29 protein-coding genes are annotated in these 26,967 nt (G+C 62.6%); 17 read left to right on the top strand and 12 right to left on the bottom strand.

All coding sequences use genetic code 11. The annotated features are described in order from the left end of the window. The first annotated feature begins 2 nt into the window (after positions 1 to 2). The 6 genes from P7644_RS17690 (at position 3) to P7644_RS17665 (ending at position 6,204) form a co-directional block, all read left to right on the top strand. Positions 3 to 752, top strand: coding sequence for an SDR family NAD(P)-dependent oxidoreductase (locus P7644_RS17690; RefSeq protein WP_404300552.1), 750 nt, complete (start codon positions 3 to 5; stop codon positions 750 to 752). Then, a complete protein-coding gene (locus tag P7644_RS17685) occupies positions 749 to 1,246 on the top strand; it encodes a MaoC family dehydratase (RefSeq protein WP_404300550.1) in 498 nt (165 codons plus the stop codon). The genes P7644_RS17690 and P7644_RS17685 overlap by 4 nt, the downstream gene beginning before the upstream one ends. Continuing rightward, positions 1,243 to 3,375, top strand: a complete 2,133-nt coding sequence (locus P7644_RS17680) for an acetate--CoA ligase family protein (protein ID WP_404300549.1) — start codon at positions 1,243 to 1,245, stop codon at positions 3,373 to 3,375. Before P7644_RS17685 ends, P7644_RS17680 begins: the two co-directional genes overlap by 4 nt. Before the next feature lie 40 nt (positions 3,376 to 3,415). Beyond that, positions 3,416 to 4,171 (top strand): citryl-CoA lyase, encoded by a 756-nt coding sequence (locus tag P7644_RS17675; RefSeq protein ID WP_404300548.1) that lies wholly within the window; start codon positions 3,416 to 3,418, stop codon positions 4,169 to 4,171. Between the two features lie 66 nt (positions 4,172 to 4,237). Further along, a complete protein-coding gene (locus tag P7644_RS17670; RefSeq protein ID WP_404300547.1) occupies positions 4,238 to 4,669 on the top strand; it encodes a PaaI family thioesterase in 432 nt (143 codons plus the stop codon). 149 nt (positions 4,670 to 4,818) lie between these two features. Next, positions 4,819 to 6,204 (top strand): IS701 family transposase, encoded by a 1,386-nt coding sequence (locus P7644_RS17665; protein ID WP_404300546.1) that lies wholly within the window; start codon positions 4,819 to 4,821, stop codon positions 6,202 to 6,204. 86 nt (positions 6,205 to 6,290) lie between these two features. Here the strand turns inward: P7644_RS17665 and P7644_RS17660 are convergent, their stop codons facing one another. The 11 genes from P7644_RS17660 to P7644_RS17610 all read right to left on the bottom strand — a co-directional run bounded on the left by P7644_RS17660 (position 6,291) and on the right by P7644_RS17610 (position 16,222). Beyond that, entirely contained in the window at positions 6,291 to 7,322 is a 1,032-nt protein-coding gene (locus P7644_RS17660; protein WP_404300545.1) for an acyl-CoA dehydrogenase family protein, read from the bottom strand. A gap of 2 nt (positions 7,323 to 7,324) precedes the next feature. Next, a complete protein-coding gene (locus P7644_RS17655) occupies positions 7,325 to 8,497 on the bottom strand; it encodes an acyl-CoA dehydrogenase family protein (protein ID WP_404300544.1) in 1,173 nt (390 codons plus the stop codon). Then, complete coding sequence (locus tag P7644_RS17650) at positions 8,494 to 9,195, bottom strand: CoA-transferase (protein WP_404300543.1); 702 nt, start codon at positions 9,193 to 9,195, stop codon at positions 8,494 to 8,496. The genes P7644_RS17655 and P7644_RS17650 overlap by 4 nt, the downstream gene beginning before the upstream one ends. Next, on the bottom strand, positions 9,192 to 9,854 hold the full coding sequence (locus tag P7644_RS17645; RefSeq protein ID WP_404303246.1) for a 3-oxoacid CoA-transferase subunit A: 663 nt from the start codon (positions 9,852 to 9,854) through the stop codon (positions 9,192 to 9,194). Before P7644_RS17645 ends, P7644_RS17650 begins: the two co-directional genes overlap by 4 nt. A gap of 2 nt (positions 9,855 to 9,856) precedes the next feature. Next, on the bottom strand, positions 9,857 to 10,738 hold the full coding sequence (locus tag P7644_RS17640; RefSeq protein ID WP_404300542.1) for a MaoC/PaaZ C-terminal domain-containing protein: 882 nt from the start codon (positions 10,736 to 10,738) through the stop codon (positions 9,857 to 9,859). A gap of 5 nt (positions 10,739 to 10,743) precedes the next feature. Continuing rightward, on the bottom strand, positions 10,744 to 11,649 hold the full coding sequence (locus P7644_RS17635; RefSeq protein WP_404300541.1) for an SDR family NAD(P)-dependent oxidoreductase: 906 nt from the start codon (positions 11,647 to 11,649) through the stop codon (positions 10,744 to 10,746). Then, positions 11,650 to 12,819, bottom strand: a complete 1,170-nt coding sequence (locus P7644_RS17630; RefSeq protein WP_404300540.1) for an acetyl-CoA acetyltransferase — start codon at positions 12,817 to 12,819, stop codon at positions 11,650 to 11,652. A gap of 2 nt (positions 12,820 to 12,821) precedes the next feature. After that, a complete protein-coding gene (locus P7644_RS17625) occupies positions 12,822 to 13,208 on the bottom strand; it encodes a Zn-ribbon domain-containing OB-fold protein (protein ID WP_404300539.1) in 387 nt (128 codons plus the stop codon). After that, positions 13,201 to 14,157 (bottom strand): Bug family tripartite tricarboxylate transporter substrate binding protein, encoded by a 957-nt coding sequence (locus P7644_RS17620; protein WP_404300538.1) that lies wholly within the window; start codon positions 14,155 to 14,157, stop codon positions 13,201 to 13,203. Before P7644_RS17620 ends, P7644_RS17625 begins: the two co-directional genes overlap by 8 nt. A 119-nt stretch (positions 14,158 to 14,276) precedes the next feature. Next, positions 14,277 to 15,053, bottom strand: coding sequence for an enoyl-CoA hydratase (locus P7644_RS17615; RefSeq protein WP_404300537.1), 777 nt, complete (start codon positions 15,051 to 15,053; stop codon positions 14,277 to 14,279). A gap of 8 nt (positions 15,054 to 15,061) precedes the next feature. Further along, complete coding sequence (locus tag P7644_RS17610) at positions 15,062 to 16,222, bottom strand: CaiB/BaiF CoA transferase family protein (protein ID WP_404300536.1); 1,161 nt, start codon at positions 16,220 to 16,222, stop codon at positions 15,062 to 15,064. Positions 16,223 to 16,340: 118 nt separating this feature from the next. On the opposite strand from P7644_RS17610, the gene P7644_RS17605 reads away from it, so the two are divergent. Together P7644_RS17605 and P7644_RS17600 are read left to right on the top strand one after the other, a co-directional pair. After that, a complete protein-coding gene (locus tag P7644_RS17605) occupies positions 16,341 to 16,499 on the top strand; it encodes a hypothetical protein (RefSeq protein ID WP_404300535.1) in 159 nt (52 codons plus the stop codon). Positions 16,500 to 16,585: 86 nt separating this feature from the next. Continuing rightward, positions 16,586 to 17,506, top strand: a complete 921-nt coding sequence (locus tag P7644_RS17600) for a LysR family transcriptional regulator (protein ID WP_404303245.1) — start codon at positions 16,586 to 16,588, stop codon at positions 17,504 to 17,506. Here P7644_RS17600 and P7644_RS17595 read toward each other — a convergent pair. After that, on the bottom strand, positions 17,503 to 18,429 hold the full coding sequence (locus P7644_RS17595) for a LysR family transcriptional regulator (protein WP_404300534.1): 927 nt from the start codon (positions 18,427 to 18,429) through the stop codon (positions 17,503 to 17,505). The genes P7644_RS17600 and P7644_RS17595 overlap by 4 nt on opposite strands. A gap of 312 nt (positions 18,430 to 18,741) precedes the next feature. Between P7644_RS17595 and P7644_RS17590 the strand changes: the two genes are divergently transcribed. The 9 genes from P7644_RS17590 (at position 18,742) to P7644_RS17550 (ending at position 26,962) form a co-directional block, all read left to right on the top strand. Beyond that, positions 18,742 to 19,698, top strand: coding sequence for a Bug family tripartite tricarboxylate transporter substrate binding protein (locus P7644_RS17590; protein WP_404300533.1), 957 nt, complete (start codon positions 18,742 to 18,744; stop codon positions 19,696 to 19,698). Between the two features lie 35 nt (positions 19,699 to 19,733). Next, positions 19,734 to 20,054: a putative quinol monooxygenase gene (locus P7644_RS17585; protein WP_404300532.1), complete on the top strand. Its 321-nt coding sequence runs from the start codon at positions 19,734 to 19,736 to the stop codon at positions 20,052 to 20,054. An 18-nt stretch (positions 20,055 to 20,072) separates the two neighbouring features. Then, entirely contained in the window at positions 20,073 to 20,774 is a 702-nt protein-coding gene (locus tag P7644_RS17580) for a 3-oxoacid CoA-transferase subunit A (RefSeq protein WP_404300531.1), read from the top strand. Then, positions 20,771 to 21,427: a 3-oxoacid CoA-transferase subunit B gene (locus P7644_RS17575; RefSeq protein WP_404300530.1), complete on the top strand. Its 657-nt coding sequence runs from the start codon at positions 20,771 to 20,773 to the stop codon at positions 21,425 to 21,427. The genes P7644_RS17580 and P7644_RS17575 overlap by 4 nt, the downstream gene beginning before the upstream one ends. 37 nt (positions 21,428 to 21,464) lie before the next feature. Further along, positions 21,465 to 22,367, top strand: a complete 903-nt coding sequence (locus P7644_RS17570) for a LysR substrate-binding domain-containing protein (protein ID WP_404300529.1) — start codon at positions 21,465 to 21,467, stop codon at positions 22,365 to 22,367. A 220-nt stretch (positions 22,368 to 22,587) separates the two neighbouring features. Continuing rightward, positions 22,588 to 24,204 carry an AMP-binding protein gene (locus P7644_RS17565; RefSeq protein WP_404300528.1) on the top strand — a complete coding sequence of 539 codons (1,617 nt, stop codon included), beginning with the start codon at positions 22,588 to 22,590 and terminating at the stop codon, positions 24,202 to 24,204. 39 nt (positions 24,205 to 24,243) lie between these two features. Further along, positions 24,244 to 24,711, top strand: coding sequence for a VOC family protein (locus tag P7644_RS17560; protein WP_404300527.1), 468 nt, complete (start codon positions 24,244 to 24,246; stop codon positions 24,709 to 24,711). Between the two features lie 89 nt (positions 24,712 to 24,800). Further along, on the top strand, positions 24,801 to 25,769 hold the full coding sequence (locus tag P7644_RS17555; RefSeq protein WP_404300526.1) for a Bug family tripartite tricarboxylate transporter substrate binding protein: 969 nt from the start codon (positions 24,801 to 24,803) through the stop codon (positions 25,767 to 25,769). Positions 25,770 to 25,801: 32 nt separating this feature from the next. Continuing rightward, positions 25,802 to 26,962 carry an acyl-CoA dehydrogenase family protein gene (locus P7644_RS17550; RefSeq protein WP_404300525.1) on the top strand — a complete coding sequence of 387 codons (1,161 nt, stop codon included), beginning with the start codon at positions 25,802 to 25,804 and terminating at the stop codon, positions 26,960 to 26,962. Positions 26,963 to 26,967: the final 5 nt, after the last annotated feature.

The following is a 26,967-nucleotide window of genomic DNA, read 5'->3' as shown; positions in this document are numbered from 1 at the left end:
TCATGGATCTGGGATTGAAAGATTGCACCGCCTTCATCACCGGCGGTGCGGGCACGCTGGGCTTTGCCATGGCCCAGCGATTCGTGCAGGAAGGCTGTAAGGTCGTCGTGTGCGACACCAACCAGGAGGCCATTGACGCGGCCTGCAGGGAACTCGCCGCCATGGGCGGCCAGGCGCTGGGCGTGCGCGCCGACGTGACCAGCAAGGACGAGGTGGGGAACGCCGTGGAGCAGGTCGTGAACCGCTGGAGCAAGGTGGACGTGCTGGTCAACAACGCGGGCTTTGCGCGCGACAGCTACCTGACCAGGATGCGCGAAGAAGATTGGCATGCGGTGCTCGACGTGACCTTGATGGGCGCCTTCCACTGCTCGCGCGCCGTACTGCCTCTAATGATGGAAAACCGCTTCGGCCGCATCGTCAACATCGCCTCGCGCGCGCACCTCGGCAATCCGGGGCAGACCAACTACTCGGCGGCCAAGGCGGGACTGATCGGCTTCACCCGCTCGCTGGCGCTCGAATCGGGCAAGTTCGGCATCACCGCCAACGCCGTCGCGCCGGGCGTGATTTCCACGCCGCGTATGCAAAAGCGGCCTGACTACGAAGAGCTGACCCAGCGCGCCAAGTCCAACACCCCCGTGGCCCGGCTCGGCGACCCGGCCGACGTGGCAGCCACCGTGGCCTTCCTGGCGTCCAGGTTAGCCGGCTTCACCACCGGCGAGACCGTGCACGTCAGCGGAGGGCGCTACGCATGAGCACGCCCTTCGATCTGGACGAGCACCTGGGCCGGCGCCTGTACTTCGACGATCTGCAGACCGGCCAGAGCTGGGAAAGTCCGCGCCGCACGGTGACCGAGGCCGACGTGGTGCAGTTCGCAGGCCTCTCGGGCGACTACAACGCGCTGCACACCGATGCAGTGTTTGCAGCCGACCACCCGTTTGGCCAGCGCGCCGCCCACGGCATGCTGACCCTGGCGATTGCCTCCGGCCTGACCACCCGCATGCCGGTGTACCGGCTGATGGATGGCGCGCGCCTGGCGCTGACCGAGCTGCGCTGCCAGTGGCGCAAGCCCGTTTTCATCGGTGACACCCTGCATGTGGAGCTGCGCATCGGCGAGAAGACGCCGTCGACCAAGCGCCCGGACACGGGCCGCGTGGTGATGCACCGCATCGTCAAGAACCAGCATGACGAGGTGGTGGCCGAGACCGAATGGACCACACTGATGAAGTGCAGAACGGAGGCCGCATGAACCCGCCCACCATCGATACCTCTGTCCGCTTCGACAACCTCGCGGCCTTGACGCAGCCGCGCTCCGTGATGATCGTCGGCGCCTCCACCACGCCGGGCACGCTGGGCCACACCACCGTGCTCAACGTGCTTGAGCATTCGGATTTTGCGGGCGAGGTGTACCTGGTCAATCCCAAGGGCGGCGAACTGCAGGGCAAGACGCTGTACCCTGGCGTCGGCGACGTGCCTGCCCATGGCATCGACGTGGCGCTGCTGCTGGTGCCCGCCGAGTCGGCCATGGAGACGCTGGCAGCCTGCGCGGCCCGGGGCGTGCGCTACGCCATCGTGTTCACCGGCGGCTTCGCCGAACTGGGAGAGGCCGGCCGCTCGGTCGAAGCCGAGATGCGCGCGCTGGCCGAGCGCACCGGCATGCGCATCTACGGCCCCAACTGTGCGGGCATGACCATGCTGGCGCCGCGACTGGGGCTGACCTTCTCCACCGAGTTCCGCAACGACGGCCGCAGCGGCGCACTGTCGCGCATCGGGCTGGTGACGCAGGGCGGCGGCCTCGGCCGCTCGCTGATGCAGGGCGACGAGCGCGGCGTGCGCTTCTCGCGCTGGTTCTCCACCGGCAACGAGGTCGATCTGGACAGCGCCGACTTCATCCACTGGCTGGCGAACGACCCCGCCACCGACCTGATCTGCACGGTGATGGAGGGCATCAAGAGCGGCCCGCGCTTCGTGGCGGCGGCGCAGGCCGCGCGCCGCGCCGGCAAGCCGCTGATCGCGCTGAAGATCGGTCGCTCGGACTTCGGCAAGAAGGCCGCGCAGTCGCACACGGCCTCGCTGGCCGGCGAGGACGTGGTCAACGATGCGGTGTTCTCGCAGTATGGCGTCATCCGCGTGGAAGACCTGGACGAGCTGCTCGACGTGGCCGGCCTGATCTCGCGCGTGGGCGTGCGCAGCCTGCAGCGGATCTGTGTGTACTCGTCGTCGGGCGGCGCGGGCGTGCTGTCGGCCGACAAGGTGGGCGAGGCGGGCCTGGCCATGGCCACGCTGGCCGAGGCCACCGTGGCCGAGATGGCGCGACATGCGCCCTCCTACGCGGCGCTGACCAATCCGGTGGACCTGACCACCAAGGCGCTGGTGGACCCCCTGCTGGCCAAGCGCTGCCTCACGCCGCTGTTCGCCGATCCTGGGGTGGACGTGGTGCTGTATCCGATCACCTCGAACTACGCGGCCACCACCGAAGGCACGGTGCGCAACATGCTGGACGTGGCCCGCGGCGGCAGCAAGGCCTTCGTGCCGGTATGGATGAGTAGCCGCCGCGGACCCGCGCACGACCTGCTGATCCAAGAGGGCTTCGCGCCGTTCTACAGCCTGCGCAACGCCATGCTGGCGCTCAAGCGCTGCAGCTGGTATGCGCAACAGGCAAGCCGCGGCGACGAGTCAGAGTCCGAGGTGGCAGGCTTGCCGGCGGTGGCGCCGCAGGTGCCACTGCCTTGCAACGAGGCGCAGGCCAAGGCCTTGCTCGCGGAATACGGCGTGCGCTCGCCCCGGGAGGAGCAGGCCGGCACGGCGGAAGAAGCCGCCGCGCAAGCGCGAGGGATCGGCTTTCCGGTGGCGCTCAAGCTCGTGGCCGACGGTGTGCTGCACAAGAGCGAGATCGGCGGCGTGCAACTGCATCTGCGCAGCGAGGAACAGGTGCGCGACGCTTTTGCACGCATCATGGCCAACGCGCAGCAGCACCGGGTGCCTCAGCAGGCCGTTCGGGGCGTGCTGGTGTCGGAAATGGTGACGGACGGCGTGGAACTGCTGGTCGGCATCCACCGAGATGCCGTCTTCGGCCCGGTGCTGACCGTGGGCGCGGGCGGCGTGTGGGTGGAGGTCGAGGCCGACGTGGCCCGCTGCCACCTGCCGGCCGGCCGTGCCGTGCTGGAACGCGCGCTTGACAGGACGCGCATCGCCCGGCGGCTGGCCAGCCACCGCGGCCTGCCCGCGCGCGACCGCGCCGCGCTGCTGGACGCCATGCAGCGCATTGCCGCGCTGTTCCTGGCCCTGGGCGACAGTGTGCAATCGCTGGAAGTGAACCCGCTGGTCGTGCTGAACGACGGCCAGGGCGTGGTGGCCCTGGATGCCGTCATCGAGTGACGGACCGGCCCCAATGAAGCATCAAGTCACGGAGTTATCCATGTTCGACAGCAAAATCGGCGGCGGCGACGCCCATTCCATCCTGGTGCGCGGCCATGACCTGGTCAACGACCTGTTCAATCGCGACTTCATCGACGTGCTGGCCCTGGAACTGCTGGGCAAGTTCCCCGACGCCAATCTCAAGCGCATGCTGAACCTGTTCCTGGTCAGCGCCACCGACCACGGCCTCACGCCCAGCGCCCTGTCGTCGCGCCTGACGCTGCACGGCGCCCCGGAGGCCATGCAGGGCGCGCTGGCCGCCGGCCTGCTGGGCGCGGGCAGCCGCTTCCTGGGCGTCATCGAGTACAGCGCGCGCTTTCTGCGCGACGCGTTGCCCAAGCAGGACAGCTACACCGACGAAGAACTGCGTGCCTACGCCGAGGAGTGCGTCAAGGCCAACAAGGCCGCCAAGCGCAAGATTCCCGGCGTTGGCCACCCCATCCACGTGGACGGCGACCCGCGCTGCGAAAGGATGTTCGAGATCGCCAAGGAATGCGGCTACTACGGCTACCACTCGCGCTTTGCGGTGGAGCTGGCCGCTGCCGCTGCCCGCCTGTCGGGTCGCAAGATTCCGCTCAACGCCACGGGAGCCAAGGGCGCCATCGTGCTCGACATGGGGCTGACACCCGAGCTAGGCAAGGCACTGACCATGATCGGTCGCACGGTCGGCCTGATGGCGCACATCATCGAGGAACAGCAGAGCCCGATCGCACAGAAGGTCTGGGACATGGCTGCTGGCAACAGCTCACACGATTGATGCTCATCCACCTGCCTATTGGATTCAATGGGCGCGGACAAATGGTGCCCGCATGCGAGGCAAGCTTTGGCTGAAGAAACCACCAGGACTTTGATGCGAGTTATTCCGCCAGGGTTTGAGTCATATCGGGCAAAGAGCCCTTTTATGGAGTCGATGGGGCCGCTGTATGCGCGCGAGGAGCGCGACGGCGGAATCACTATCGGTTTGAGGGTGCACGAAAAGCACCTCAATCATCAGGAGGCAGTGCATGGTGGTGCAGTGGCTAGTCTGGTCGACAACGCAATGGGCTATCACGCAGCGCAGGCCCTGGGCTTGCCGGTCGCGACCGTGCATCTGGCGGTGGACTATTTGGCGCGGGTGTCTGAAGGCGATTGGCTGGAGGTTCGCAGCCATCTGGATCGACGGGGAAAGAGGCTGCTATTTATGGCGTGCACGGGCATAGTAGGAAGGAAGCTAGCATTCCGCGCAAGTGCGGTCTTCTCGTCGATCCGACGTTAGCCGACTGAAGGTGCGGGTTGTGGGCATGACTGCCAGCGGTGTGGAAGCAGCTCATCGCCCCAACTGGCCAGATGCGTGGGCTACTGCTCTAGTCTTACTGTGTCATAAGTGACATAATTCGATCTTCTGGACTTCGGGCCGGGGGATCGATGAATGCAGCCGAGCGCTTCGATAGCTACATGGAGCACCTGAGCGAGGGCTTGGGACACGCGGACCGGCATGCTGGCCTTCGTGGCTACTGCACGGGCCTGATGCTCCCCCTGTCTCGCAAGAGCGTGGAGCCCATGGCCGCGCGAGTGGATCCGATGTACGCCAGCGCGCGGCACCAGTCACTGCACCACTTCGTGGCCAAGGCCGAGTGGTCCGATAGCCAGATGTTGCGTCGCGTGTGCCAGTGGGTGATGCCCAAGATGGACTTCAGCCAAGGCGGCTGGTGGATCATCGACGACACCGGGTTCCCGAAGAAGGGCCGCCATTCGGTCGGTGTCACCCGCCAGTATTGCGGGGTGCTGGGCAAGCAGGACAACTGCCAAGTGGCCGTCAGCATCTCGCTTGCAAGCAATCAGGGCAGCTTGCCCGTGGCCTGGCAGTTGTACCTGCCCGAGGACTGGGCGGCGGATACTGAACGACGTGCCAAGGCCGGCGTTCCCGAGGAGGTGCGCTTCGCCACGAAGACGCAGATCGCGCTGCGGCAATTGCGCACTCTGCTGGACGAAGGCGCGCCGCACTACTGCGTGCTGGCCGATGCCGGCTATGGCGTGGACAACGCCTTTCGTCAGGCGCTCAGCGACATGGGTTTGCTCTACGCGGTCGGTGTCACTTCGGCCGTCGTGGTCTGGCCGCCCGGAGTCCAGCCGCTGCCTCCCAAGCGGTACAGCGGCAAGGGTCGCCCTCCCGTAGTACCTCGGCGCACAGCCACCCTCCAGCCCATAAGTGTCAAGACATTGGCGATGTCATTGCCGTCCGAAGAGTTCCAGACCGTCACCTGGCGAGAGGGCACCAACATACCGCTGCGCGAGCGCTTCGCTGCCGTGCGGGTGCGCCACGCTGGCGGAAATGTGGGCAAGGCACGTCTGCGTCCCGAGCAATGGCTGCTCATCGAGTGGCCGGAGAAAGACGAAGAGCCGAGCAAGTACTTCTTGTCTACGCTACCCGAGGACGTCACCATCGACGAACTCGTCCGTGTCGCCCATCAGCGCTGGCGTATCGAGCGCGACTACCAAGATCTGAAGCAGGACTTCGGCCTCGGGCACTACGAGGGCCGAGGCTGGCGGGGATTCCACCACCATGCTGCCTTGAGCATCGCGGCCTACGGATTCCTGATGGCAGAACGTCTTATTGCCGACAAGTCTGTCGGCGGTAAAAAAAACTTCATCGAACGCCAAGTGCCTGCCCTTCCCAAGGATTACATCCCCCGCGGCAGTCCTGCGCGCGCAGCGCCACGTGGCGACCTCAATCACGAGCCTGCGCCAACGCCTGAGCTACCAGTTGATCGCCCGCCTCGGGCAGTGTCCTTGCTGTGGAAGGGCAAATGAGAGAAGACACTTACGACACAGTAAGACTAGCGGACAATTCCGCCATTTTTGAGTCGATCGCAGGTGGCGGATAGGGAATTTTTGCGCTATTTGCAGTTCATTGAATCTTCATTCAAGCAAATCGCAATAAGCTGCCCAGCGATGTGAGTCATCTGTGCAGAGGTCTTGTAAACGCGCTTCAGGTACAGGTGGGCGTCGTGCTCCCAGGCGAATCCGATGGCGCCGTGGATCTGAACAGTCACCCGGGTGGCCAGCTTGGTTCCCGCCGCAACGAGACGGTCCGTGATGCCCAGCAATCGTTGAAGCGCCTGCGCGCCGTCCGCCTGCGCAAGCGCGTTGATCGCATAGCGTGCGTTGTCCAACGCAACCCAAGCATTGGCCAACTCGTGCTTCACCGCCTGAAACTCACCGATGGCGCGCCCGAACTGGCGCCGCTCCTTAGCGTAAGCGATTGCGCTATCCAATGCTGCGGCGGCTGCGCCGAGCAAATGGCCATACTGGAACACGAAGAACGGGTGGAGCAACTGCACGACGTCTTTGGCTTGGGCGTCTAATCTGCGCTCTGCCGCATTTCGCACATCGCTGGCGGCGAAGGCTAGCACGGGAACACCCGCATCCAGGCCATCCACCGGCTGTGACGCCGCGAGGTATCGCCGCAGCACGATCGCCGGCCCGCTCTTGGCGAGCTGGTAGTAGCCGGCGCGGGGACCGACGTAATCGAACAGCAGTGGTCCAGCGCTGCTGTCCAGGTCGATCCGGCCGGAGACCGGCCCCGCTTCTAGGGGCTCCGTGAGGAACTCGTCGGCCAGGTTGGGCGTCGCCTCGACCAGCGGCGCCAGCACCAGCGACGTGAAGGCGAAAGGCACGCTGAGAAGGCTGCGTCCCGAGGCCTCGCCCATGCGAGCGAGTTCCGGCATGGCTTCGGCCCGCATGGCCTCGGTTCCCAGGCTGAGCCAGCCACCGTCGTGCAGTTCGCGCCATAGTTGCAGCAGCTTGGGATTCAGGCTCGCGTCCGCTTGGACTACATCGCGGACCAGCACGATGGGGTGCTGTTCCGAGACCAGCCGCTCGAACGCAGAGGCGAGAACGAATTCTGATGTTTCAGGCATTGCCGACATTGCTAACCTTTCGGTAGACCGAGCACGCGCTCGGCGATGATGTTTCGCTGGATTTCCGAGGTTCCTGCGACGATAGTTTCGGCGCGCGACCACAGGAACTCGCGTGTGGCGACCGCAGCTTCGGAAAAACGTCCGCCGCTGTCCGGGCCGAGCATGGCGGCCTCGCCAAGCAATTCCATGCGAATCTCCTGCAAGGCCTGGCGGGTTTCGCTCCATAAGAGCTTGAGCACCGTGCCATCCGTGCCCGGTGTGCTGCCGGTGGCAACGCGACGAAGAATGGCGTCGACACGGCACCGGATCACAAAGCAGGTGTCGGACAGCGTTGCCAGCGTCGCCGCAAGCCGGGTACTTGCCGGCTCCGCTGGGGCCGCGCGCTCGAACAGCGTCTCGACCTCCTGCAATTCGGCCTCCAACTGGATGACCCGGGGCAGGAAGTAGATGCCGCGCTCGTACTCGGCGGCCGCCATGGCGATGCGCCAGCCGTCACCCGGTGCCCCGACCAGATTACCGTCTGGAACATGGACCTGCTCCAGGAATACCTCGTTGTAATCGGCCTCGCCGGTGATCTGCCGGATAGGCTCGACGCGCGCGCCCGCGGCCTTCAGGTCCACCAGCATGAAGCTCAGACCCTTGTGGGCGCGGCTGTCCGGATCGGTGCGCACTAGGGCAAAACACCAGCGCGCGGCGTGCGCCTGGGTGGTCCAGACCTTGTGGCCATTGACCACCCAGCCATCGCCCTCTCGACTTGCGCGCGTCCTCACAGAGGCCAGATCCGAGCCAGAACCTGGCTCCGAATACCCCTGGCACCATACCTCCGTGCCAAGTCGTATGCCTTCGAGGAAGCTGCGCTTTTGCTCCTCAGTGCCGAACTTCAGCAAGGTGGGCGCCAAGATCGAGTGCGCGATGCTGTTAAGCGGTTGCGGCGCGCGGCGCACGGCGCACATTTCATGGAATTTGATCAGCGCGGCGGTCGACAGGTTTCTGCCGCCGAGTTCCCGCGGCCAGTCCAGCGCCACCAGATTCGCAGCGCAGAGCTCGGCATTCCAGGCCGTGCGGCATTCGGCATGGACCCATTCGTGCGGTGCAAACCGCGTGCGCATCCGTGCCAGGGTGGCATCCAGCCACTGTTCGACGTCCGCCAGGAACGCCCCATCCGTGTTGTCTCGGATATTCATGCTTGACCTCCATCTGGTGTGGCGCTCTCACCGGACGCAATGACGCGATAGTCGTCCGTCCATTGCAAGGCGCCGTCGATACTGCTGCGGACAGCGATTTCAGTCGCTCCCTTCACGAGAGCGAGCGGTCGGAAGGCGCCGCTCGACACGGCGAAAACGCCCAGTTCCGTATAGACCCGGCTGACGACGCCGTGCCCCGTGAGCGGCAGCGTGCATTGCCTGCGCAGACGCGACTGTCCATCGCGAGTGCGGGTTTCCATCATCACCCAGACCGAGCGCGCGCCCTGCGCCAGATCCATAGCGCCGCCCACCGAGGGCAGTGGATCCGACTCGCCCAGCGACCAGTTGGCTAGATCGCCGTTGCTCGACACCTCGAAGGCGCCTAGTACCGTGACGTCGAGATGGCCGCCGCGCATGATGCCGAACGACAGCGCGTGGTCGAAGATCGACGCGCCCGGCGCAAGCCGGATGAATTCTTTGCTGGCGTTGATGAGATCGGAATCTTCGGCCTCGTCCGCCTGCAGATCCCGCATGCCGAGGATGCCGTTCTCGCTGTGCAACTGCACACCAGATTGCGGCATCAGGTACCTGGCGACCATCGTGGGCATGCCTATGCCCAGATTGACCGAGGAGAAATCGGGCAGGTCGTGCGCCACCAAGCGCGCCAATTCTTCGCGTGACAATGTGTGCATGCTCATATCCTCACGATCCGGTCGACCAGGATGCCCGGAGTCACGACCTGACAAGGATCAAGCTCGCCCGGTGCCACCAGTTGCTCGACCTCAACCAGCGTCACGGTGGCTGCCATGCACATGACCGGGCCGAAGTTGCGCTGCGCATAGCGGTACACGAGGTTGCCGACTTGATCGGCCACAGAGGCGCGCACGAATGCGAAATCAGCGGCCAGCGGATGTTCGAGCACGTAGCCCTTGCCGTTGACGACGCGGCATTCCTTGCCTTCGGCGAAAGCGGTGCCGTAGCCAGTGGGCGTGAAGAATGGGCCCAGGCCCGCACCAGCGGCGCGCATGCGCTCGACCAAGGTGCCCTGCGGCATGACCTCCAGGATCACCTGGGCCTCTTCGACCAGCTTGCGGATGTTGCCGGAGCCGGGCATGCGCGGGTAGGAGCAGACCAGCCGCTTGACGCGCCCGGTATCCACCAGGCGGTTAAAGCTGGGATCGCCCGCGCCGGCGTTGTTGTTGATCAGCGTCAGGTCACTGGCCGACGTGGTCTCGCACAGCGCCTGGAGCAGGCGCGCGGGAATTCCCGAGCCGCCGAAGCCGCCGACGAAGATGGAAGCGCCCGACGGAATGTCCGCCACGGCGGCGGCCAGGTCGAACTCCTTGTTCTTGAACATGCTCATGGCGCATCCCTCCAGGTTGCGCTGCCGTAAGCGATCTCCTGCGATCTGCTCGCCACGGAACACCGAAACGAGGCCGCCGGGCTGGAGTGCCAGATCTCAACCAGCATGATTTCTTCGGGAAAAAACACCCCGGTGAAACGGATGTCCAGGCTGGCCAGCACTGCGGACTGTCCCGGGCCCCCTGAGAGCCGCAGCGCCCGGTTCACCATCCCAAGGGAGGCCGCGCCGTGCATGATGGGCTGCGCAAAGCCGGCCGCTTGGGCCGCCGCGGGGTCCACATGCAACGGATTGCGGTCGCCGGTAAGTCGGTATATGGCCGCTTGATTGCGGCTGGATGGAAGGGAAATCGCCGCGTCCGCGGCTCGGGACGGTGGCCTGTCGATCGCCTCGGGCAGCGCGTCGCAAAGCGTGGGATCGCCCTTGGCATAGCCGCCATCACCTCGGCAGAAGTTGACCTGCTCCATTTCGCACAGCAGTTGCCCCGACGCATCGCGCAGTTGCCGTTCGATGACGACCACAGCGCCCTTGTCGGCTCCCTTGTCTCCAATACTTTTCACCCGCGTGGTACCGAGCGTTTGGACGCCTGGCTCCAGGGCGCGGAGGAAGCGCATGCGCTGCTCGGCGTGGACCACCCGCTTCCAGTCAAGGCCGTACTGCGGATCGCGCATCCAGAAGCCCGCGTATCCTACGACGCAGGCCATGGCCGACAGCACTTCGAGCCGCTCCTCGAAAACGAGCGCGACCTCGCGCCCGGCCTGCTCCGCATCGCCTAGGCCGGCCCCCACGCCCAGGGCGTAGAGGATGCACTTGTCGGCCGAAAGCTGCTCCTCGATAGGAGGCAAGGATGCCGCCTTGAGCTTTTGGTAGTCGAGCGACATCGGGCTTACACCGGATCCCAGGCGAACACCTCGGCCGAGGTGTCCAGGGGCATGAACGATGGCTTGAGCGCGGCCATGCCGTGGCTGGCAATGGTCTCCGTATCCCAGCCCTCGGAACGATGGATGGAACGAATGGGCCTGGACTGCGACATCAGGAAGATCTCGTTCAGGCGGATGGCGAAGATCTGGCCCGACACTTCCTTGGCAGCGTCCGATCCAAGGAAGCCGACGAGCGGGGCAATCGTGTCCGGCGACATGCGGCGGATCTTCTCGATGTGCTTGGCTTGTTGCTCATTCTTTGCGGGAATAGTCTCGGTCATTCGGCTCCAAGCCAGCGGCGCGATGCAGTTGGAGCGCACGTTGTGCTGGCGCATGTCCAGAGCGATAGCCTTGGAAAGGCCGACGATGCCTAACTTGGCCGCGCAGTAGTTCGACTGTCCGCGGTTGCCGATTACGGCCGAGTTCGACGTCATGTGGATGTAGCTGCCTTCGCCGCGTTCCTTGAAGTGATCGGCGGCCGCACGGCTCACATTGAAGGTGCCGTACAGATGGACCTTGACCACGGCGTCGAAGTCATCAGGCGTGAGCTTGTAGAACATCTTGTCGCGCACGATGCCGGCGTTGTTAACCACGATGTCCAGGTGACCGAACGAGTCCAGGGCCTGGGCTACCATGCGTTCGGCGCCGGCATAGTCTGCGACCGAGTCGGTATTGGCCACGGCGCGGCCGCCGGCGGCCTCGATCTCGCGCACCACGGCGCTGGCGTTGTTGTCCGACTGAGCCTTTCCGTCGAGGGAGACACTCAGATCGTTAACCACGACGCTGGCACCCAGGCTCGCAAGATGCATGGCGATCGATCGCCCAATACCAGCACCTGCGCCGGTCACGATAGCTACTTTTCCGTTCAACATTTAGTTCCACGCTTTCGAAAGAATGGTGGTTGCCTGGGCGCTCAGAACGCCCCCGTTTCCATGCACCAGCGCCAATTCGGCGCCTGCCACCTGCCGCGCACCGCAACCGCCGCGCAGTTGCCGAACAGCCTCGATCAGGCCAAACATGCTGTACATGCCCGGATGCACGCACGACAACCCCCCGCCGTTGGTGTTGACGGGCAGGCTGCCGCCGGGCGCGATCCGTCCGTCGGAAACGAATGCGCCGCCTTCGCCCTTGGCACAGAAGCCCAGGTCTTCCAGGAAGAGAATGGGGTTGATGGTGAAGGCGTCATAGAGCTGCACGACGTCGATTTCTTCCAGCCCGACGCCGGCCCGCGCAAGGGCTTGCTTACCCGTGACCTGCGCCGTGGTCACCGTCAGGTTTTCCATGCAGGAGATCTGCCGGTGGTGGTGCGCCATGGCTGTGCCCAGCACATAAATCGGCTGCGACGGACCGTCCTGCGACTGTTCGCTGGCCCGCACCACGATCGCGCCGGCGCCGTCCGTGACAAGGCAACAGTCGAGCGTGGTGAACGGCGTGGACACTTGGCGTGCGTTAAGCACGTCGGCCACCGTGAGATCGCCCTTACGGAACGCCTCGGGGTTGAGGTTCGCCCATTTGCGGGCCGCAACGGCGACTTCGGCGAGTTGCTCGCGCGTGGTGCCGAATTCATACATGTGGCGTGTCGCCGCCAGCGCGTAGCTGGTGGGCGGGTTGAACGGCTTGAAGGGATCCTCGAACGGGTACGGGTCCATGGCCGCGCGCGCCGGCGACGTGGCCGAGACACTCTTGCCGCCCCGCGGCGTGGCACCATAGGCGATCACCACGTTGCGGCAAAGGCCCGCCCGGATCGCTGCGGCGGCGACCAGCAGATGCCCGACGAACGAGGCCCCACCGATCTGCGTGCTGTCGGAGAAACGCGGACGGATGCCTACGTATTCGGCCAGCTTCACGACCCACATCGACGAGCTCAGGCCCGCGGTCATGAAGCCGTCGATATCCTCATGCCTAAGTCCAGCATCCTTCAACGCGCCATCGATGGCGCGCGCGCAGACCTCCAGATCGGTCTGCCCGCCAGCGTTGCCTATGCCGTAGGTGGCGCAGCCCGTGATCGCAATGCTGCCGCGCAGGGTATTGTCCCAATCCATGGTCAGGCCGCCTTTCCAAAAACAAGTCGCGGCGGCTGGGCGTCAAGGTCGGACCTGGCCTGCACGCGCGCGCCTATCCAGCCCATGTTCATGGTCGCACCCGGGCAGGTTGACATGAGCCGGAAGCCGTCGTCCATGTCCACCAGCACGACGTTGTAGGGCTCGGACCCCGGGGCACCGAACAACGTCGAGTACGAATAAACCGTCCCGCCCCGGTTCATAGGGACCCATTGGTAATCGTCGCTTCGGCAATGCGGACACTGGATCCGCGGGTAGTAGAAGCGCCTGCCGCAGCCTTGGCAGCACTGCACCTTGGGTTCGCCTGTCGCGAGCTCCTGCAGGAATCGCGCCTCGGGCGACTCCTGAGCCACGTTGCTTGCATCACTCATCCTTGACTCCCGCTTGCTGAATCACGCTCTTCCACTTGTCGAACTCGGCGTTCACGAAGCGCACATAGTCCGGCAGCTTCAGGTTGCCCGGCTCGGAGCCGGTGGAACGGATGTATTCCGTGGTATCCGGCTTGGCGATCGCCTGGCGGATGCCTTCGTTGAGCTTGCTGAGAATCTGGGAAGGGGTTCCAGCCGGTGCGTAGGCGCCGACCCATGTGGAGAGATCGATGCCTTTGTAGCCCAGCTCGTCTAGCGTCGGGACATCCGGATAGCGCTTGCTTCGGTTGGCCGACGCAACCGCCAGCGGCACTATCCGACCGTCCTTGAGGTAGGCATCGGCCGTCACGGACTCGGAGACGCCAAACGGCACCTGACCCGAGACAAGATCGGCCATGGCTGGCCCCGCACCGCGGTAGGCGATGTGGTTGAACGGCAGTCCGCTCTTGAACTTGAGCAGCTCGCCCACGATATGCGGCGCGCCCCCGGTACCGGCCGTTCCGAACGGCAGCGATTTGTGCTCCTCGGCATAGCCCTTGAGCTGGGCGAAGCTCTTGATGTTGAGCTTCGCATTGGCCAAGATCAGATTGGGACTGACCGCCAGAAGCGCCACCGGGTCAAAGGCTTTGCGCGGATCGTAGGGCAGCGACTTCTTCAGCGCCTGGTTGATGACGTGGCTCGTTGCCCCAACCAGGATCGTGTAGCCATCGGCAGGGCGCCGAGCGACGTATTCGGTGGCGATCTGGCCAGTCGCGCCGGCCTTGTTCTCGACGATGAAGGGCTGGCCTAGGGATTCCTGGAGATCGCGGGCAACCTTGCGCGTCAGGATGTCCGTCATGCCGCCTGGCGCATAGGCGACGACGAGGGTGACAGGCTTTGAGGGGTATGCCGGCTGGGCGTATGCGATGGTGGTGCTCAGGGCGCCAGCGAGAATGAGAAGCCGTCGTTTCATGAAAGTCTCCTTGGGTTGATATAGAAGCAGTGGTTCGTGCGCAGGCGCAAAACGCCCGCCGCGTCGCATAAAGTCGCACTTGGAAGCCTCCCTTGGAGGCAAGGGGAAGCGTCCTCGGGCTAGTGGCGGACAGCGCCCTTCTTGGAAAGAAAGGCGCGCATCAGCAGTTCTGGGTCCTGCGACTCGTAGGCCGTGCCGAAGATCTCGATGCTGTGCTGCATCGCATCGGTCAGGTACGGCGCCTCGCTGGTGCGCAGCACGCGCTTCTGGGCTCGCATGCCCGATGGCGCCAGCTCGGCAAGAGAAAGCGCCATCCGATCGACCGCAGCCTTGAGCGCCTCGACGGGAACCACCTTTGCGACCAGCCCCCAGGCCAGCGCCGTATCGGCGTCGATGGCCTCGCCGGTGAGCATCAGCCAGCGTGCATGGCCGTCGCCAACCAGCCGGCTCAGGAACGCACCCTGAATCACGGAAGGAATGCCGATCTTGACCTCGGGCATCACAAACTGGGCGTTCTGCGCGGCGATACGGATATCGCAGGATGCGGCGAGTTCCAGACCGACGCCGATGCACCACCCGGGAAGCGCGCAGATGCTGGGTACCGGCAGATCCCTGGCGGCTTCGCACATGGCATGCAACGCACTGATGAATTCACGCGCGCTCGCTGGCTTCAAGGCCGCCAGTTCCCGGATGTCCGCGCCACCTACAAAGGTTTTGGCGCCGGAGCCTTCGATGACGACCACGCGTGCGCACGGCTCCTTGGCGAGCTGGCGCAAGCGTTCGGCCAGTTGCAGCGCGGTGGCGCTGCTGATGATGTTGAGCGGCCCGCCGCTGTCAATGGTTAGGCGTGCAACGCCCATATCATCGATACGATACGAATTGCTGGTGTTGTTCATGGTCGATCTCAAGTGGTAGAAGCGAGGCCGCTCTCGCGGCTGGCCTTGACGTAGTCCTGGGTGTGCTCACCCTTGCGCGGCGACACGGCGGCCCGGATGCCAGGCAGTGCGCTGGCGGCCCATTCGACCCTACCGTCGCGCTCGTGCTTCTGGAGAAAGCCGGTGCTGCGCAGGTGCTCGTCATCGAGCAAATGCTCAACGGAGTTCACGGGCGCGCACGGTATCTCCGCCGCCGTCAGGGTTTGCAGCCAATGCGCGGTGGTTTCCTTGGCCAAAACCTCTTCGACAACACGGTAGATGTGGTCGTAGCTGTCAGCACGCGCCGCGGCCGTCTGGAAGCGGCTGTCGAGCGCAAAGGTCTCGGGATCGCCAATCACGTCAAAGAAGCTCTTCCAGTGTTTGTCGTTGTAGACAATCACGGCGATATGGCCATCGGCCGTCTTGTAGGGTCGGCGGTACGGCGTGAGCAGCCGGCTGTAGCCTATGTCCCCGCTCGTAAGATCAAAGGTGCGCTTGCCGAAATGATCCGAGAGCACGAATTCAGCCATGGTCTCGAACATGGCGACGTTGAGGTAGCCGCCTTCGCCCGTACGCTCTCGATGCACCAGCGCGGCCAAGACCCTGTGCGCGGCGGTCACACCCGTCAACCGGTCCGCGATCAACGCAGGAAGGTAGGCGGGCGCGCCGCCCGACTGCAGGGAGAACAGCGACGCCAAACCGGATTCGGCCTGGATGACATCATCGAACGCGGGGCGGCCCGCGTAGGGGCCGGTAATTCCGTATCCCGTGAGCTCCGCATAAATGATGTTCGGGCAAAGGGCACGGACGCTGGCCTGATCCAAGCCGATGCGCTCAATCGCCGCAGGCCGGATGTTGTGAACGAAAACATCGGCGCCTTGCAGCAGCTCACGAATGGTCGCCTGTCCTTGCTGCACCTTGAGATCCACCACGATGGAGCGTTTGCCTCGATTCGAGTGCAGGAACATCGCCCCCATGCCTGGTTCCTGCTTCGCTCCGGCGTGACGCATGATGTCCCCCTCGGGCGGCTCGACCTTGATCACATCCGCACCGTAGCCGGCTAGGATCTGCGTGCATACGGGCCCCATGATCACCGAGGTGAGGTCGAGGATCCGGATTCCCTCTAGGGGCAAGGTTTGCCGATCACTCATTGCGGTTTCACCCTTGTGGCCTGCGCTCCTGCAGTCCAAATACGCTTTTGTTCCTGCACGATGCGGCGATGCTCTTCGCGCGTGTGTGGTTCGAGGCCGACTACTGGCACTGCACAGCATGGCCGACGAACTGAGAGGACCGAACTCATCTTGTGGCTTCCTTTTCTCGTCCCCAGAAGGGGGATTGGTGGCGATCATGTCTCACGTTGAATCGACCAACAAACCACTTAATTTCATCGACCAAGTCCCATTTGGAATGAATATGTTCGGAGGGTGAATCCATCTCACAACGGATAATTGAACGAAACGGCAGCCAGTCAAGGAACACAAAATGCGCGCGTACGAGGTGCTATCCCCATGAGAATGAACGTGACCTTGCGGCAGCTTCGAGTGTTCTGCGCCGTGTATGAGCGGCGCAGCTTCACCTCCGCCGCGGAAGACATGCATATGACGCAATCGGCGGTCAGCAAGTTGTGCGCCGAGCTGGAGTCCGAGTTGGGATTGCCCCTGTTCGAGCGGACCACAAGACGTGTCGTTCCGTCTGACGGTGCGGCCGAGTTGTACGAGTGCGCGCAGGAAGTGCTCAACACGATGCGCATCGCCGCTCGCAGGCTTTCAGCGCTGCGAACGCTGGACCGAGGATCCGTTGGCATCGCAGCTTCTCCCATGATGATGTACGGGCTCTTGAAGCCAGTGATTCAGGAGTTCCATACGGCCCACCCGGACATCGACCTGGATCTCTATGAGCTGTCAACGGACGAAACTATCGACTACGTGCGAACTGGGAAGTGCGACTTCGGTCTGGTCTCGGTCTCGGCGTCGGAATTGGATCCTCAGTTGTTGGCACGCGTTGTCTATGCCCAACCTCTGGCACTGGCCTGCGCTCCCCAGCATCCTTTGGCAGGGAAGAAGTGGGTCACATGGGGAGCCATTTCCGATCTGGAACACATCACGCTGAGAAGCGTCTACAGCACTCGCCGCACAGTCGATCGCATTCTTAAGGCGCAAGGGCTTGAACTTCGATCAACCATCCAAGCAGGAACGCTTGCGACTGCACTGGGCTTGGTCAAGGGTGGTGCGAGCGTGACACTGATTCCCGGCTATGCGCGGCAGTACGCTTTTGATCTTGGGCTGAAGGTCTTGGACATCGAGGAGAAAACCCCCTACCTACACGAACTGTCTCTGCTAACCCGGCGGGGTTTGAAACCGTCGATTGCAGCAGGAGCCTTCATTGAACACATGGACACGTTGCTTCAGCGCTTCAGCGGGCCTCCACGTGTTTAAGGCGTCGATTGGATTTCGCAATCGGCCGCAACAGACTGTAGATGGGCCTTGGCGTACTTGACCAAGCTGATGACCAGAGGTTGTTCCATTCCATTCAACCACATGCATTGCAAGGGTGAAACCGCGCCACTACTCAGAGGGATGAAAGCAGCCTTCAGACCTGAATGCATAAGCGAGCGAGGAACGATCGCGACGCCCATACCCTGGCTCACCATGGCAACGACGGTCGTCCACTGACGGACCTGATGCCGCACTTTAGGCGTGAAGCCTGCCTCGACGCACAGGGATACGATTCGGTCGAAGTAGGCCGGCGAGGCCTCACGCCAAAAGCAGATAAAACCCTCTTCTTTGAGCATGTCCAGACGAAAGCGAGGCTCGGATAACACGGAGTGGCCTGGTGAAACACAGACGACGAAGGGCTCGTTCAGGATGGGGACCGATGCGAGTGTTTCGGGCACGACGGTCGAGTGACCGAAACCCACATCGATGTCTCCCGAGAGAAGCGCGTGAACCTGTTCCTGTGTGGGCATTTCCAGCAATTGAACCTCCACCAGCGGCTCCTCCCGCTCCATTGCTGCAACCATGCGATGCAACCCTTGATAGAGCATGGAGGCATGAAAGCCGACGCGCAGCTTGCCCCTTTTACCTTCCGACACGCTGAGCGCGAGCATGTAGGCATCATTGGCCTGCGTCAGCAGACGCTGCGCTCGGCTGTACAACGCTTCACCAGCAGGCGTCAGGGTCACCTGCCGGCTGCTTCGCAGTACAAGCGCAACGCTCAGGTAGCGCTCCAATTGGCGAATGGCGACGCTGAAGGGCGGTTGTGTCACATGGCACCGAGCAGCCGCCCGTCCAAAGTTCAGCTCCTCGGCCAGTGCCACGAAAAATCGTAGGTGACGTAGCTCGATTGCGTCCGATCCCATATTGCCTCCTTTTCTGCCCTTGCCGCGCTAAACGCCGGCCCTTCAACCGGTGCACTCTAAAGCATCTGTGTGCGTTGGGCCGGCCCGAGCCATCGGACATGGCTTGGACGATCGATTCGTCCGTCGAATGGATGCTGCTTCAATCGGTATTGGTATATCCGCAGGCGACTCAACACAATATTGCCTGTTCTATCGCGCTTTGAATTGAAAGTACCGCAGTCACTTGTCGCTCAAACTTCATTGAGAGATTCCCGGGGTGGGCGGCTATCGCTTGAATCGGAATAGGCTTAAATCGAAAGGAGAAATCATTCCATGCTGAAACGTTTGTCCATTGCCATGTCGGCATTGATGTGCTTAGCAGTCCATGCCGCGTATCCCGAACGCCCCATTCAAATCGTGGTGCCCTATAGCGCCGGCGGCATTGCCGACATCATGGCGCGCCGCATTGCGAACGAATTGACGACCACGCTGAAGACATCGGTGGTAGTGCAGAACAAAGGCGGCGGGAGCGCCATCATCGGCACCCAGGCCGTGGCCAAGGCCGCGCCCGATGGATACACGATATTGTTCACGCCGAATACCCCCCTATCCATCAATCCGCTGCTGCGCAAGAAACTGCCGTATGACCCGGCCAAGGATCTGGAGATCTTGTCGATTTTGGCGGAGACCCCCATCGTCGTGGTCGCACGCCCTCAACTGGGGCTGAAGTCGTTGCGCGATATGGCGGCGCTGGCCCGCACCAAGCCAGGCGGTTTGAACTACTCCGCCGTCTCCGCTCCCGGCCCCCTGACGCTGCCGATGAACAAGCTTCAGAACGAGCTGCGTTTCGACATGACACCCGTTCCTTACCAGGGCGCCGGCGAGGCCATGAACGCGGTACTTGCAGGCAATGTGGACATCAGCATCAATGCTTTGGGCACGGCCCTGCCGTACATCACGTCGGGCAAGGTCACAGCCCTGGCCGTGGGGACCGACGAGCGCCTCAAGGACATGCCGGGCGTCGAGACCATCGGCGCGACGGTTCCCGGCATGAAGACTTCGATGTGGTATTCGCTGTCCGTTCCCGCGGGCGTGCCCCAGGACGTGCGCAACACCTTGCAAAAGGCCTTCGAGGGGCTTCGCCAGAGCAAGAACATCCGCGAGGCTTTCGCCCGGGATCACTTGGTCATTCCCGCGCCGCGCACCAGCGCGGAGCTGCAGAAATTCCTGGCCGACGATCTCCAGCGATGGAAGAAGGTGATTGACGACAGCGGGATCCAACCGAACTGATCGGCCCACCAACTCCCATTCAGGGGCAAAAAAGCATGACCATCATCATTTCCGTCCAGTACAGGTTGAAGCCGGGCAAGAGAGCTGAACTGCTTTCCTTCGTTTCGGACAATGTTCTCAATACCCGCAAGGAGGCCGGCAACCTGGCGTATTCCCACTATCCTTGCCTTGAAAACGAGGACGACATGTTTGTCTTCGAGATGTGGGAGGACATCGAAAGCGTGAAGCGCCATATCAATGCGCCACACTACGTCGAGTTTTCGAAAAAGAGAAGGCCAATTCTGCAATCGTACGAATCCCGCACCTACGACGCTCACCTGCGCAGCGAGCGTCATACGGCGCCCCAGCCGGAATAAAGCCCGAACGAGGTAGTGATGATCGACAAGATTGTGCAGAGTACGGCCGAGGCGATCGGCCATGTCGATGATGGTTCCACGGTGCTGCTCGGCGGCTTCGGCACCGCTGGCATGCCCGACGAACTGCTCGCGGCGCTGATCGAGCTCGGCCCGCGCGAGCTGACCATTGTCAGCAACAACGCCGGCAACGGCGAAGCAGGCATCGCGGCACTGCTCAAGGCCGGGCTGGTGCGCAAGATCATCTGCAGCTTCCCGCGCTCGGCCGACAGTTATGTCTTCGACGAACTGTACCGCGCAGGCAAGGTTGAACTAGAGTTGACGCCGCAGGGCAATCTAGCCGAGCGCCTGCGCGCGGCTGGCGCGGGCATCGGCGCCTTCTTCTGCCCCACTGGCTTCGGCACCGAACTCGCAGGTGATCGCGAGACCCGCGTTATCAACGGCAAGCCGTATGTTTTAGAGTACCCCATTCACGGCGACCTGGCCCTGATCAAGGCCGAGCGCGGTGACCGCTGGGGCAACCTCAGCTACCGCAAGGCCGCGCGCAACTTCGGCCCGGTGATGGCAACAGCGGCCCGCAAGACCGTGGCCACCGTGCACGAGATCGCCGAACTGGGCGCCCTGGACCCGGAGAGCATTGTCACGCCCGGCATTTTCGTAAGCCGCATTGTGAAGATCGAACGCGTGGCCACTGAAGCCGGCGGCTTCAGGAAGGAGGCATGAGCATGTCTTATCAACGTCGTACCAAAGACCAGTTGGCCGCCCGCATCGCGCAGGATATTTTCGATGGTGCCGTGGTCAACCTGGGTATCGGTCAGCCCACCATGGTGGCCAACCATCTGCCGCATGGTCGAGAGATCATTCTGCACAGTGAAAACGGCATCTTGGGCATGGGACCAGCACCGGCCGCAGGCGAGGAGGACTACGACCTCATCAATGCCGGCAAACAGCCAGTGACGCTGCTGCCCGGCGGCGCGTTCTTTCACCATGCAGACAGCTTCGCGATGATGCGCGGCGGACACATTGATATCTGCGTGCTTGGAGCATTCCAGGTCAGCACTACGGGGGACCTGGCCAACTGGAGCACGGGAGAGTTTGGCGCTATTCCTGCCGTGGGCGGGGCTATGGATCTGGCCACGGGGGCCAAGCAGACCTGGGTGATGATGGACCTGCTGACCAAGCAGGGGGGCAGCAAGCTAGTCGAGCGCTGCACCTACCCTCTGACCGGCCTTGGCTGCGTCAAGCGCGTGTACACCGACCTGGGCACCTTTGAATGCACGCCCCAAGGTTTGAAACTGATCGATGCGGTGGACGGCATGGAGCTCTCCGAGTTGGAAAGGTTGGTTGGACTGCCGTTCGAACTCAGGGAAGTCTGACGTTCGTAGCGATGTCTACCGAGGAAATGCTTGTTCCATGCGTCTTGAAGATCTGGAGATATTCCGTGCCGTTCATGAAACTAGTAGTTTTCAAAGAGCGGCACAGCGGTCTGGTTTGAGCCAATCGGCCGTCACAAAGATCGTGCGCAAGCTTGAAGACGAGTTCGGCATGGCCCTCATGGAGCGAGGTGCAGGAGTCATCGCGCTGACCCCTGCAGGCCGAACTCTGTATGAGCGCGCTATCGAGTTGGCGGATCTCGCTGCCGCGACCCGGCGTGACATGGTGAGCGAAGCAGCCGCACTGCGCGGATCGGTGCGATTGGGCGTCGTGCCCGCGTTGCTGCACAGCGTGGCCACGCCCGTGTTGTCCGAGGTGCTAGCAAAATCCAAGGCCGCCCAGATCCAGTTGACTGTCAAGCATTCTGCGGAGCTGGTGCGCTTGGTAGAGGATGGGAAGCTTGATCTGGCATTGTGTTTTGGGGTCCAGCATGTCGCGCCTAACGTCGCCTGCGCACTGGTTGGACACCAGCGCTACCAGCTAGTAGTTCGTGCAGGCCACCCACTACTTGCCCGCCGGCCAAGTTTGCAGCAACTGTCTCAAATGGGCTGGTTGTTGCCGCCGTCAGGTGTCACGCTCAGAGCAGAGATCGAACGCATGTTTTCCGATGCGGAACTGGGTCCGCTCAACGTACGCATTGAGTCCGACGCATCGGCCACGCTGCTGACGCCATTCATTCTGCAAGGGAACTTGATCGGCGTATTGGCGGAGCAGGCTCTGCACCCACTGTCCAAGGAAGGACTAGGGGCCCTGGACGTCGATTTACCAGCTTTGCTCGGAAACGTGGTGATCTATTATCGGCGCCGAGCGCCCTCGGTTGGCGTGGTGATGGATATCCGCCACCGGCTTGAGGCGCAAGCGCGCAGCAACTTGCCGGCCTGACCCGCCCCAGTGCCAGCCGAGGCGTACCTCTTCCGCGGGCGCTGCGTATTGAAGCTTTCACGCCTATTCCATGCGGGAATCGCTTTGGGAAAAAAAGTCGCGACCCCGCTTCTACAGTCTCTTCAACAGCTACCCCATTCCTTGGTTTGCGCCGCAATCGTGGAGCGGATGTCCATCCGCGGCGCTGCGAAGGCCGAATGCCTTGAAACGGAGACGACACATGGAGCTTCAGAATAGTCTGTACGACCTCTTTTGCCTGCAAGCACAGACTTTTAAAAAAAATCCCTTCCTGGCAGTTCCCAGGCGTCTGGCAGATAGCTGGGAGACTGAACGGGAAACAAGCTTCGGCGACGCCTTCACACGCGTGCAAACGCTGAAGTCCCAGTATGCCGCTCAAGGCATCACGGAGGGTGATCGCGTGGCCCTGGCCTTCGAGTCGCGGCCCGAGTTCGTGTACCACTATCTGGCGCTCAACGGCCTCGGGGTCTGCATCGTTCCATTAAACACTGATCTGGCGGTCGACGAACTAGCCTATCAACTCGGACACTCCGATTGCTCGGCTGTGGTGTGCCTTCCGTCGCTGCAGCCGTTGCTCGCACAGTGCGTCAGTGCCACTGGCCGCGAACTGGCGCTGAGCATTAATGGACCCGAAGGGCTGGAGTCGCTCTGGAGGCCAAGGCATGCTCACGAACCCGTCACGCGGCCCGTGGATCGTCCAGCAGCGATTCTCTATACCTCGGGCACCACGGGGCGGCCCAAGGGATGTGTGCTGACGAATGTCTATACCCAGGAAGCAGCGCTCTACAACCTGCGTCTGCCTCCTCATCTGGCATTCGAGGTGGGCGCAGAGCGCCAGATGAATCCTTTGCCGCTGTATCACATGAACGCCATGGTCAACACGCTGGGGTCGGCCATCGTCACGGGGTCGTGCTATGTCATGTCGGGGCGCTTCAGCGCAACGAACTGGTGGAATGACATCGCGGATGCGCGCGTCACCCGCTTCAAGTATCTCGGGATCATGGTGCCTGCCTTGCTCGGCCAGCCGGAGACTGAGCGAGACCAGCACTCTGGCGTGAAAGTGGCCTTTGGTGCGGGCGTGGACCCCACACTGCATGAACGCTTCGAGCAGCGCTTCGGCATCCCTCTGATCGAAGTCTGGGGCATGACCGAAACCGGCCGTTTCATGTGTGTTGACCGGGAGCCCCGGCAGATCCACACCCGCGCCTGCGGGCGTCCGTTGCAAGGTCTGCAGGCTCGCGTGGTCGACGACCATGGCCAGGAAGTGCCTGATGGCGAGACGGGGGAACTCGTGGTCCGTCACAGCGCGGAGAACCCGCGCTATGGATTTTTTAGCGGCTACTTGGGTGATCCGCAGGCGACGGAGAAGGCCTGGGAGGATGGCTGGTTCCACAGTGGCGACCTATGCACCCGCTCGCATGACGGGCTGTTTACCTTCGTCGATCGCAAGAAGAACATCGTGCGCCGCAGCGGAGAAAACATCTCCAGTGCCGAGGTTGAGGCCGTATTGGCAGCCTGCCCGCTGGTCAAGCAGGTGGCCGTGACCGCCGTTCCCGACGCATTGCGTGACGAGGAAGTGCTGGCATGTGTCATCCCCGCGGGAGATGTGCCGCGCGATCGTGACCTAGCGCTTTCGCTGCATCGATTCGCCGCCGAAAGACTGGCTTACTACAAGCCGCCAGGCTGGGTCTACTTCGTGAACGAACTGCCCATCACCGGCACGCAGAAAGTCCAGAAGCACCGCATTTTCCCCCAGGGCTTCCAACCAGACATGCCAGGCCTGTATGACGTGCGCGACCAAAAGCGCTGGAACAAGTAAGTCAGGCCACCACCCATCCACGTTAACCAAGGAGACGACATGACTCATCAACCTGCACAACGAGAGCCGAGCCCAAGCCATCCATACGGGCTCGACGACCGCTATCACCTCCAGCATATTCATCTGTTCGCGTCCGACATCAATGCGACGATTGAGTTCTATACCAAGTGGTTTGATGCGCGGGTGGCTTGGGATGGTGACTACGGTGGTGCACGCAACGTATTCATGAAGATCGGAATTGGTGCGATGCATCTATACGAACAACCGCCGCGAGACTTGGGTCGCAATGCGGTGCACCACATCGGAATGCAGGTGGTCGGCCTGCGTGATCTCTATGACCGCATGAAGGCTGGCGGGGTGGATTTGCCCAATCCTGTTCGTGAACACTTCGGCGGGGGCTATTTCATGGTCAAGGCCCCGGATGACGTGCTGCTTGAAGTATTCGAGGCCGGTGTCAGCCGTGACCCGGCGGTCCTCGAGTACTACGGTGTCGCCAAGGGCAAGTAAGCGCGCCTTCGACGCCTCAAACTCTTTCAAATGATTCGTCGGCCGCGTGGCGCCAGGACAGGTGCGCGCGGTGACACCCAGGAACAGCCATGAAAATCAAATCTCTCGTTTCGATGTTCATCCTTGCTTGCTGCGGTTTGGCATGGAGTGCAGACTATCCCAGCAAGCCTATCACCCTCGTCGTGCCGGCGGGCCCAGGCGGCGGCACCGACATCCTCGCACGAGCGATGGGGCAAGAACTTGGCAAGCGCCTGAAGCAAACCGTCATCGTAGACAACAAGACGGGCGCGTCGGGCATGATCGGCACGCAGGCAGTGGCACGCGCGGCGCCCGACGGCTATACGCTGCTGTTCTCCTACTCCGCGCCCATCTACTACGCGCGCCACATGTACGCCAAGGTGCCCTACGACGTCACCCACGATCTTGCCGTGTTGTCCGAGATCGCCGCGAACAACCTGATCTTGGTCGTCAATAAGGATGTCCCCGTCAAGAACATGAAAGAGTTCGTCGCCTGGGCACAACAGGGCAAGGGCAAGCTTAGTTATGGTTCCATCGGCACCGGATCGGCCGGGCACCTTGCTGCGGCATATCTCAACGAAAGTCGAGAGCTGGGTATGGTTCATGTGCCGTACAAGAGCGAAGCGCCTTTTGCGCAAGACCTCGCGGCGGGTGTCGTTCCGTGGGGAATGGGAACCCTTGCGCCGATGCTCCCATTTATTCAAAGCGGCAAGGTGCGACCCATCGCCGCGCTTGCGGACGAGCGCCTCGCCGCGCTGCCTGATGTACCCACAATGAAGGAGCAAGGATTTTCCGAGCCAGAACTGCGAACCATGGCTTGGTTCGTCCTGGCGGCACCGGCCCATACTCCCACGCCAATTTTGGAAGAAATGGAAAAGCAGGCCCGTGAGATTGCTCGGTCTCCGTTGATGCTGGAGCGCTTTAAGGCCCTGGGGCTTGACCCCGTCGGTGGTAGCGCTGCGGATTTTCGCAAGAACTATGAGGCCACTGGACCGGTGATCGAAAAGCTGGTCCGGATCTCCGGCGCACGCAAAGAGTGAGCTCAGCACAGGCTGGTTGAAAGGATAACTCCATGGCACTTGATCAAGAAACGTTTCAACTGCTCAAAGACAGCGTTCAACGCTTCGTGCGCGAGCGGCTAGTCCCCGCCGAGAACCATCTGGAAGAGCACGATGAAGTGCCGGCCGACATCGTGGCCGACATGAAGGAGCTCGGCCTGTTCGGCATCTCGATTCCCGAAGAGTACGGCGGCATTGGCCTGTCCATGGCCCAGGAGTGCGAGGTGGCCTACGAACTTGGCCAGACCGCGCTGGCGTTCCGCTCGGTGGCCGGTACCAACATCGGCATCGGCTCACAGGGCATCCTGATGGACGGCACGCCCGAGCAGAAGGCCGAGTACCTGCCGCGCATTGCCAGCGGTGAGTTGATCATCTCGTTCGCACTGACCGAGCCGGATGCAGGCTCGGACGCCGCGTCGCTTAAGACCAAGGCGGTAGTCGACGGCGATGACTATCTGATCAGCGGCACCAAGCGCTTCATCACCAATGCACCTCGCGCCGGCGCCTTCACGCTGATGGCTCGTACAGGGGGGGCGGGCGCTGGCGGTATCTCTGCTTTTATCGTGCCTGCGGGTCTACCGGGCCTGACACTGGGCAAGCCCGACAAGAAGATGGGACAGAAAGGCACGCGTACCAGCGACGTTATTCTCGAGAACGTGCGTGTTCCGGCTGCCAACATCATTGGCGGTGTGCCGGGCAAGGGCTTCAAGACAGCGATGAAGGTGCTTGACCGAGGCCGCTTGCACATCTCAGCCCTGGCCTGCGGCATGGCGCAGCGCATCCTGCACGAGAGCGTGGCGTATGCGCAGCAGCGCAAGCAGTTTGGCCAGCGCATCGGCGACTTCCAACTGGTTCAGGCCATGCTGGCCGACAGCCAGGCCGAGCTGTTGGCTGGCTGGGCGCTGGTGCAGCAGACGGCGCAACGTTATGACGCCAAGCCTTTTGGGGTCAGTGATCCGGAGGTGAGCATGCAGGCCTCCTGCACCAAGATGTTCACCACGGAGATGGTGGGCCGTGTGGCCGACCGGGGCGTACAGATCCACGGCGGCTCGGGGTACATCAACGAGTTCCCGGTCGAGCGCTTCTACCGCGATGTGCGCCTGCTGCGCTTGTACGAAGGCACCACGCAGATCCAGCAGATGGTCATCGGCAAGCAGTTGATGAAGACCGAGTGAGGTAA

The organism is Alicycliphilus denitrificans, from assembly GCF_044792555.1.
Taxonomy (GTDB): Bacteria; Pseudomonadota; Gammaproteobacteria; order Burkholderiales; family Burkholderiaceae_C; genus Alicycliphilus; species Alicycliphilus denitrificans_A.
The sequence above is the reverse complement of the archived record's forward strand: the minus strand, read 5'-3'. Positions and strand labels throughout refer to the sequence as shown.

Bases quoted from the DNA above. Each gene is read 5' to 3' on its own strand.
- P7644_RS17605 (WP_404300535.1), top strand. From the start codon at position 16,341: ATGGCCGACGAACTGAGAGGACCGAACTCATCTTGTGGCTTCCTTTTC.
- P7644_RS17675 (WP_404300548.1), top strand. From the start codon at position 3,416: ATGTTCGACAGCAAAATCGGCGGCGGCGACGCCCATTCCATCCTGGTG.
- P7644_RS17610 (WP_404300536.1), bottom strand. From the start codon at position 16,222: ATGAGTGATCGGCAAACCTTGCCCCTAGAGGGAATCCGGATCCTCGAC.
- P7644_RS17630 (WP_404300540.1), bottom strand. From the start codon at position 12,819: ATGGATTGGGACAATACCCTGCGCGGCAGCATTGCGATCACGGGCTGC.
- P7644_RS17640 (WP_404300542.1), bottom strand. From the start codon at position 10,738: ATGTCGCTCGACTACCAAAAGCTCAAGGCGGCATCCTTGCCTCCTATC.
- P7644_RS17580 (WP_404300531.1), top strand. From the start codon at position 20,073: ATGATCGACAAGATTGTGCAGAGTACGGCCGAGGCGATCGGCCATGTC.
- P7644_RS17635 (WP_404300541.1), bottom strand. From the start codon at position 11,649: ATGTTGAACGGAAAAGTAGCTATCGTGACCGGCGCAGGTGCTGGTATT.
- P7644_RS17625 (WP_404300539.1), bottom strand. From the start codon at position 13,208: ATGAGTGATGCAAGCAACGTGGCTCAGGAGTCGCCCGAGGCGCGATTC.
- P7644_RS17585 (WP_404300532.1), top strand. From the start codon at position 19,734: ATGACCATCATCATTTCCGTCCAGTACAGGTTGAAGCCGGGCAAGAGA.
- P7644_RS17575 (WP_404300530.1), top strand. From the start codon at position 20,771: ATGAGCATGTCTTATCAACGTCGTACCAAAGACCAGTTGGCCGCCCGC.
- P7644_RS17690 (WP_404300552.1), top strand. From the start codon at position 3: ATGGATCTGGGATTGAAAGATTGCACCGCCTTCATCACCGGCGGTGCG.
- P7644_RS17550 (WP_404300525.1), top strand. From the start codon at position 25,802: ATGGCACTTGATCAAGAAACGTTTCAACTGCTCAAAGACAGCGTTCAA.
- P7644_RS17555 (WP_404300526.1), top strand. From the start codon at position 24,801: ATGAAAATCAAATCTCTCGTTTCGATGTTCATCCTTGCTTGCTGCGGT.
- P7644_RS17600 (WP_404303245.1), top strand. From the start codon at position 16,586: ATGAACGTGACCTTGCGGCAGCTTCGAGTGTTCTGCGCCGTGTATGAG.
- P7644_RS17620 (WP_404300538.1), bottom strand. From the start codon at position 14,157: ATGAAACGACGGCTTCTCATTCTCGCTGGCGCCCTGAGCACCACCATC.
- P7644_RS17590 (WP_404300533.1), top strand. From the start codon at position 18,742: ATGCTGAAACGTTTGTCCATTGCCATGTCGGCATTGATGTGCTTAGCA.
- P7644_RS17615 (WP_404300537.1), bottom strand. From the start codon at position 15,053: ATGAACAACACCAGCAATTCGTATCGTATCGATGATATGGGCGTTGCA.
- P7644_RS17680 (WP_404300549.1), top strand. From the start codon at position 1,243: ATGAACCCGCCCACCATCGATACCTCTGTCCGCTTCGACAACCTCGCG.
- P7644_RS17655 (WP_404300544.1), bottom strand. From the start codon at position 8,497: ATGAATATCCGAGACAACACGGATGGGGCGTTCCTGGCGGACGTCGAA.
- P7644_RS17685 (WP_404300550.1), top strand. From the start codon at position 749: ATGAGCACGCCCTTCGATCTGGACGAGCACCTGGGCCGGCGCCTGTAC.
- P7644_RS17565 (WP_404300528.1), top strand. From the start codon at position 22,588: ATGGAGCTTCAGAATAGTCTGTACGACCTCTTTTGCCTGCAAGCACAG.
- P7644_RS17560 (WP_404300527.1), top strand. From the start codon at position 24,244: ATGACTCATCAACCTGCACAACGAGAGCCGAGCCCAAGCCATCCATAC.
- P7644_RS17660 (WP_404300545.1), bottom strand. From the start codon at position 7,322: ATGTCGGCAATGCCTGAAACATCAGAATTCGTTCTCGCCTCTGCGTTC.
- P7644_RS17595 (WP_404300534.1), bottom strand. From the start codon at position 18,429: ATGGGATCGGACGCAATCGAGCTACGTCACCTACGATTTTTCGTGGCA.
- P7644_RS17645 (WP_404303246.1), bottom strand. From the start codon at position 9,854: ATGTTCAAGAACAAGGAGTTCGACCTGGCCGCCGCCGTGGCGGACATT.
- P7644_RS17570 (WP_404300529.1), top strand. From the start codon at position 21,465: ATGCGTCTTGAAGATCTGGAGATATTCCGTGCCGTTCATGAAACTAGT.
- P7644_RS17665 (WP_404300546.1), top strand. From the start codon at position 4,819: ATGAATGCAGCCGAGCGCTTCGATAGCTACATGGAGCACCTGAGCGAG.
- P7644_RS17650 (WP_404300543.1), bottom strand. From the start codon at position 9,195: ATGAGCATGCACACATTGTCACGCGAAGAATTGGCGCGCTTGGTGGCG.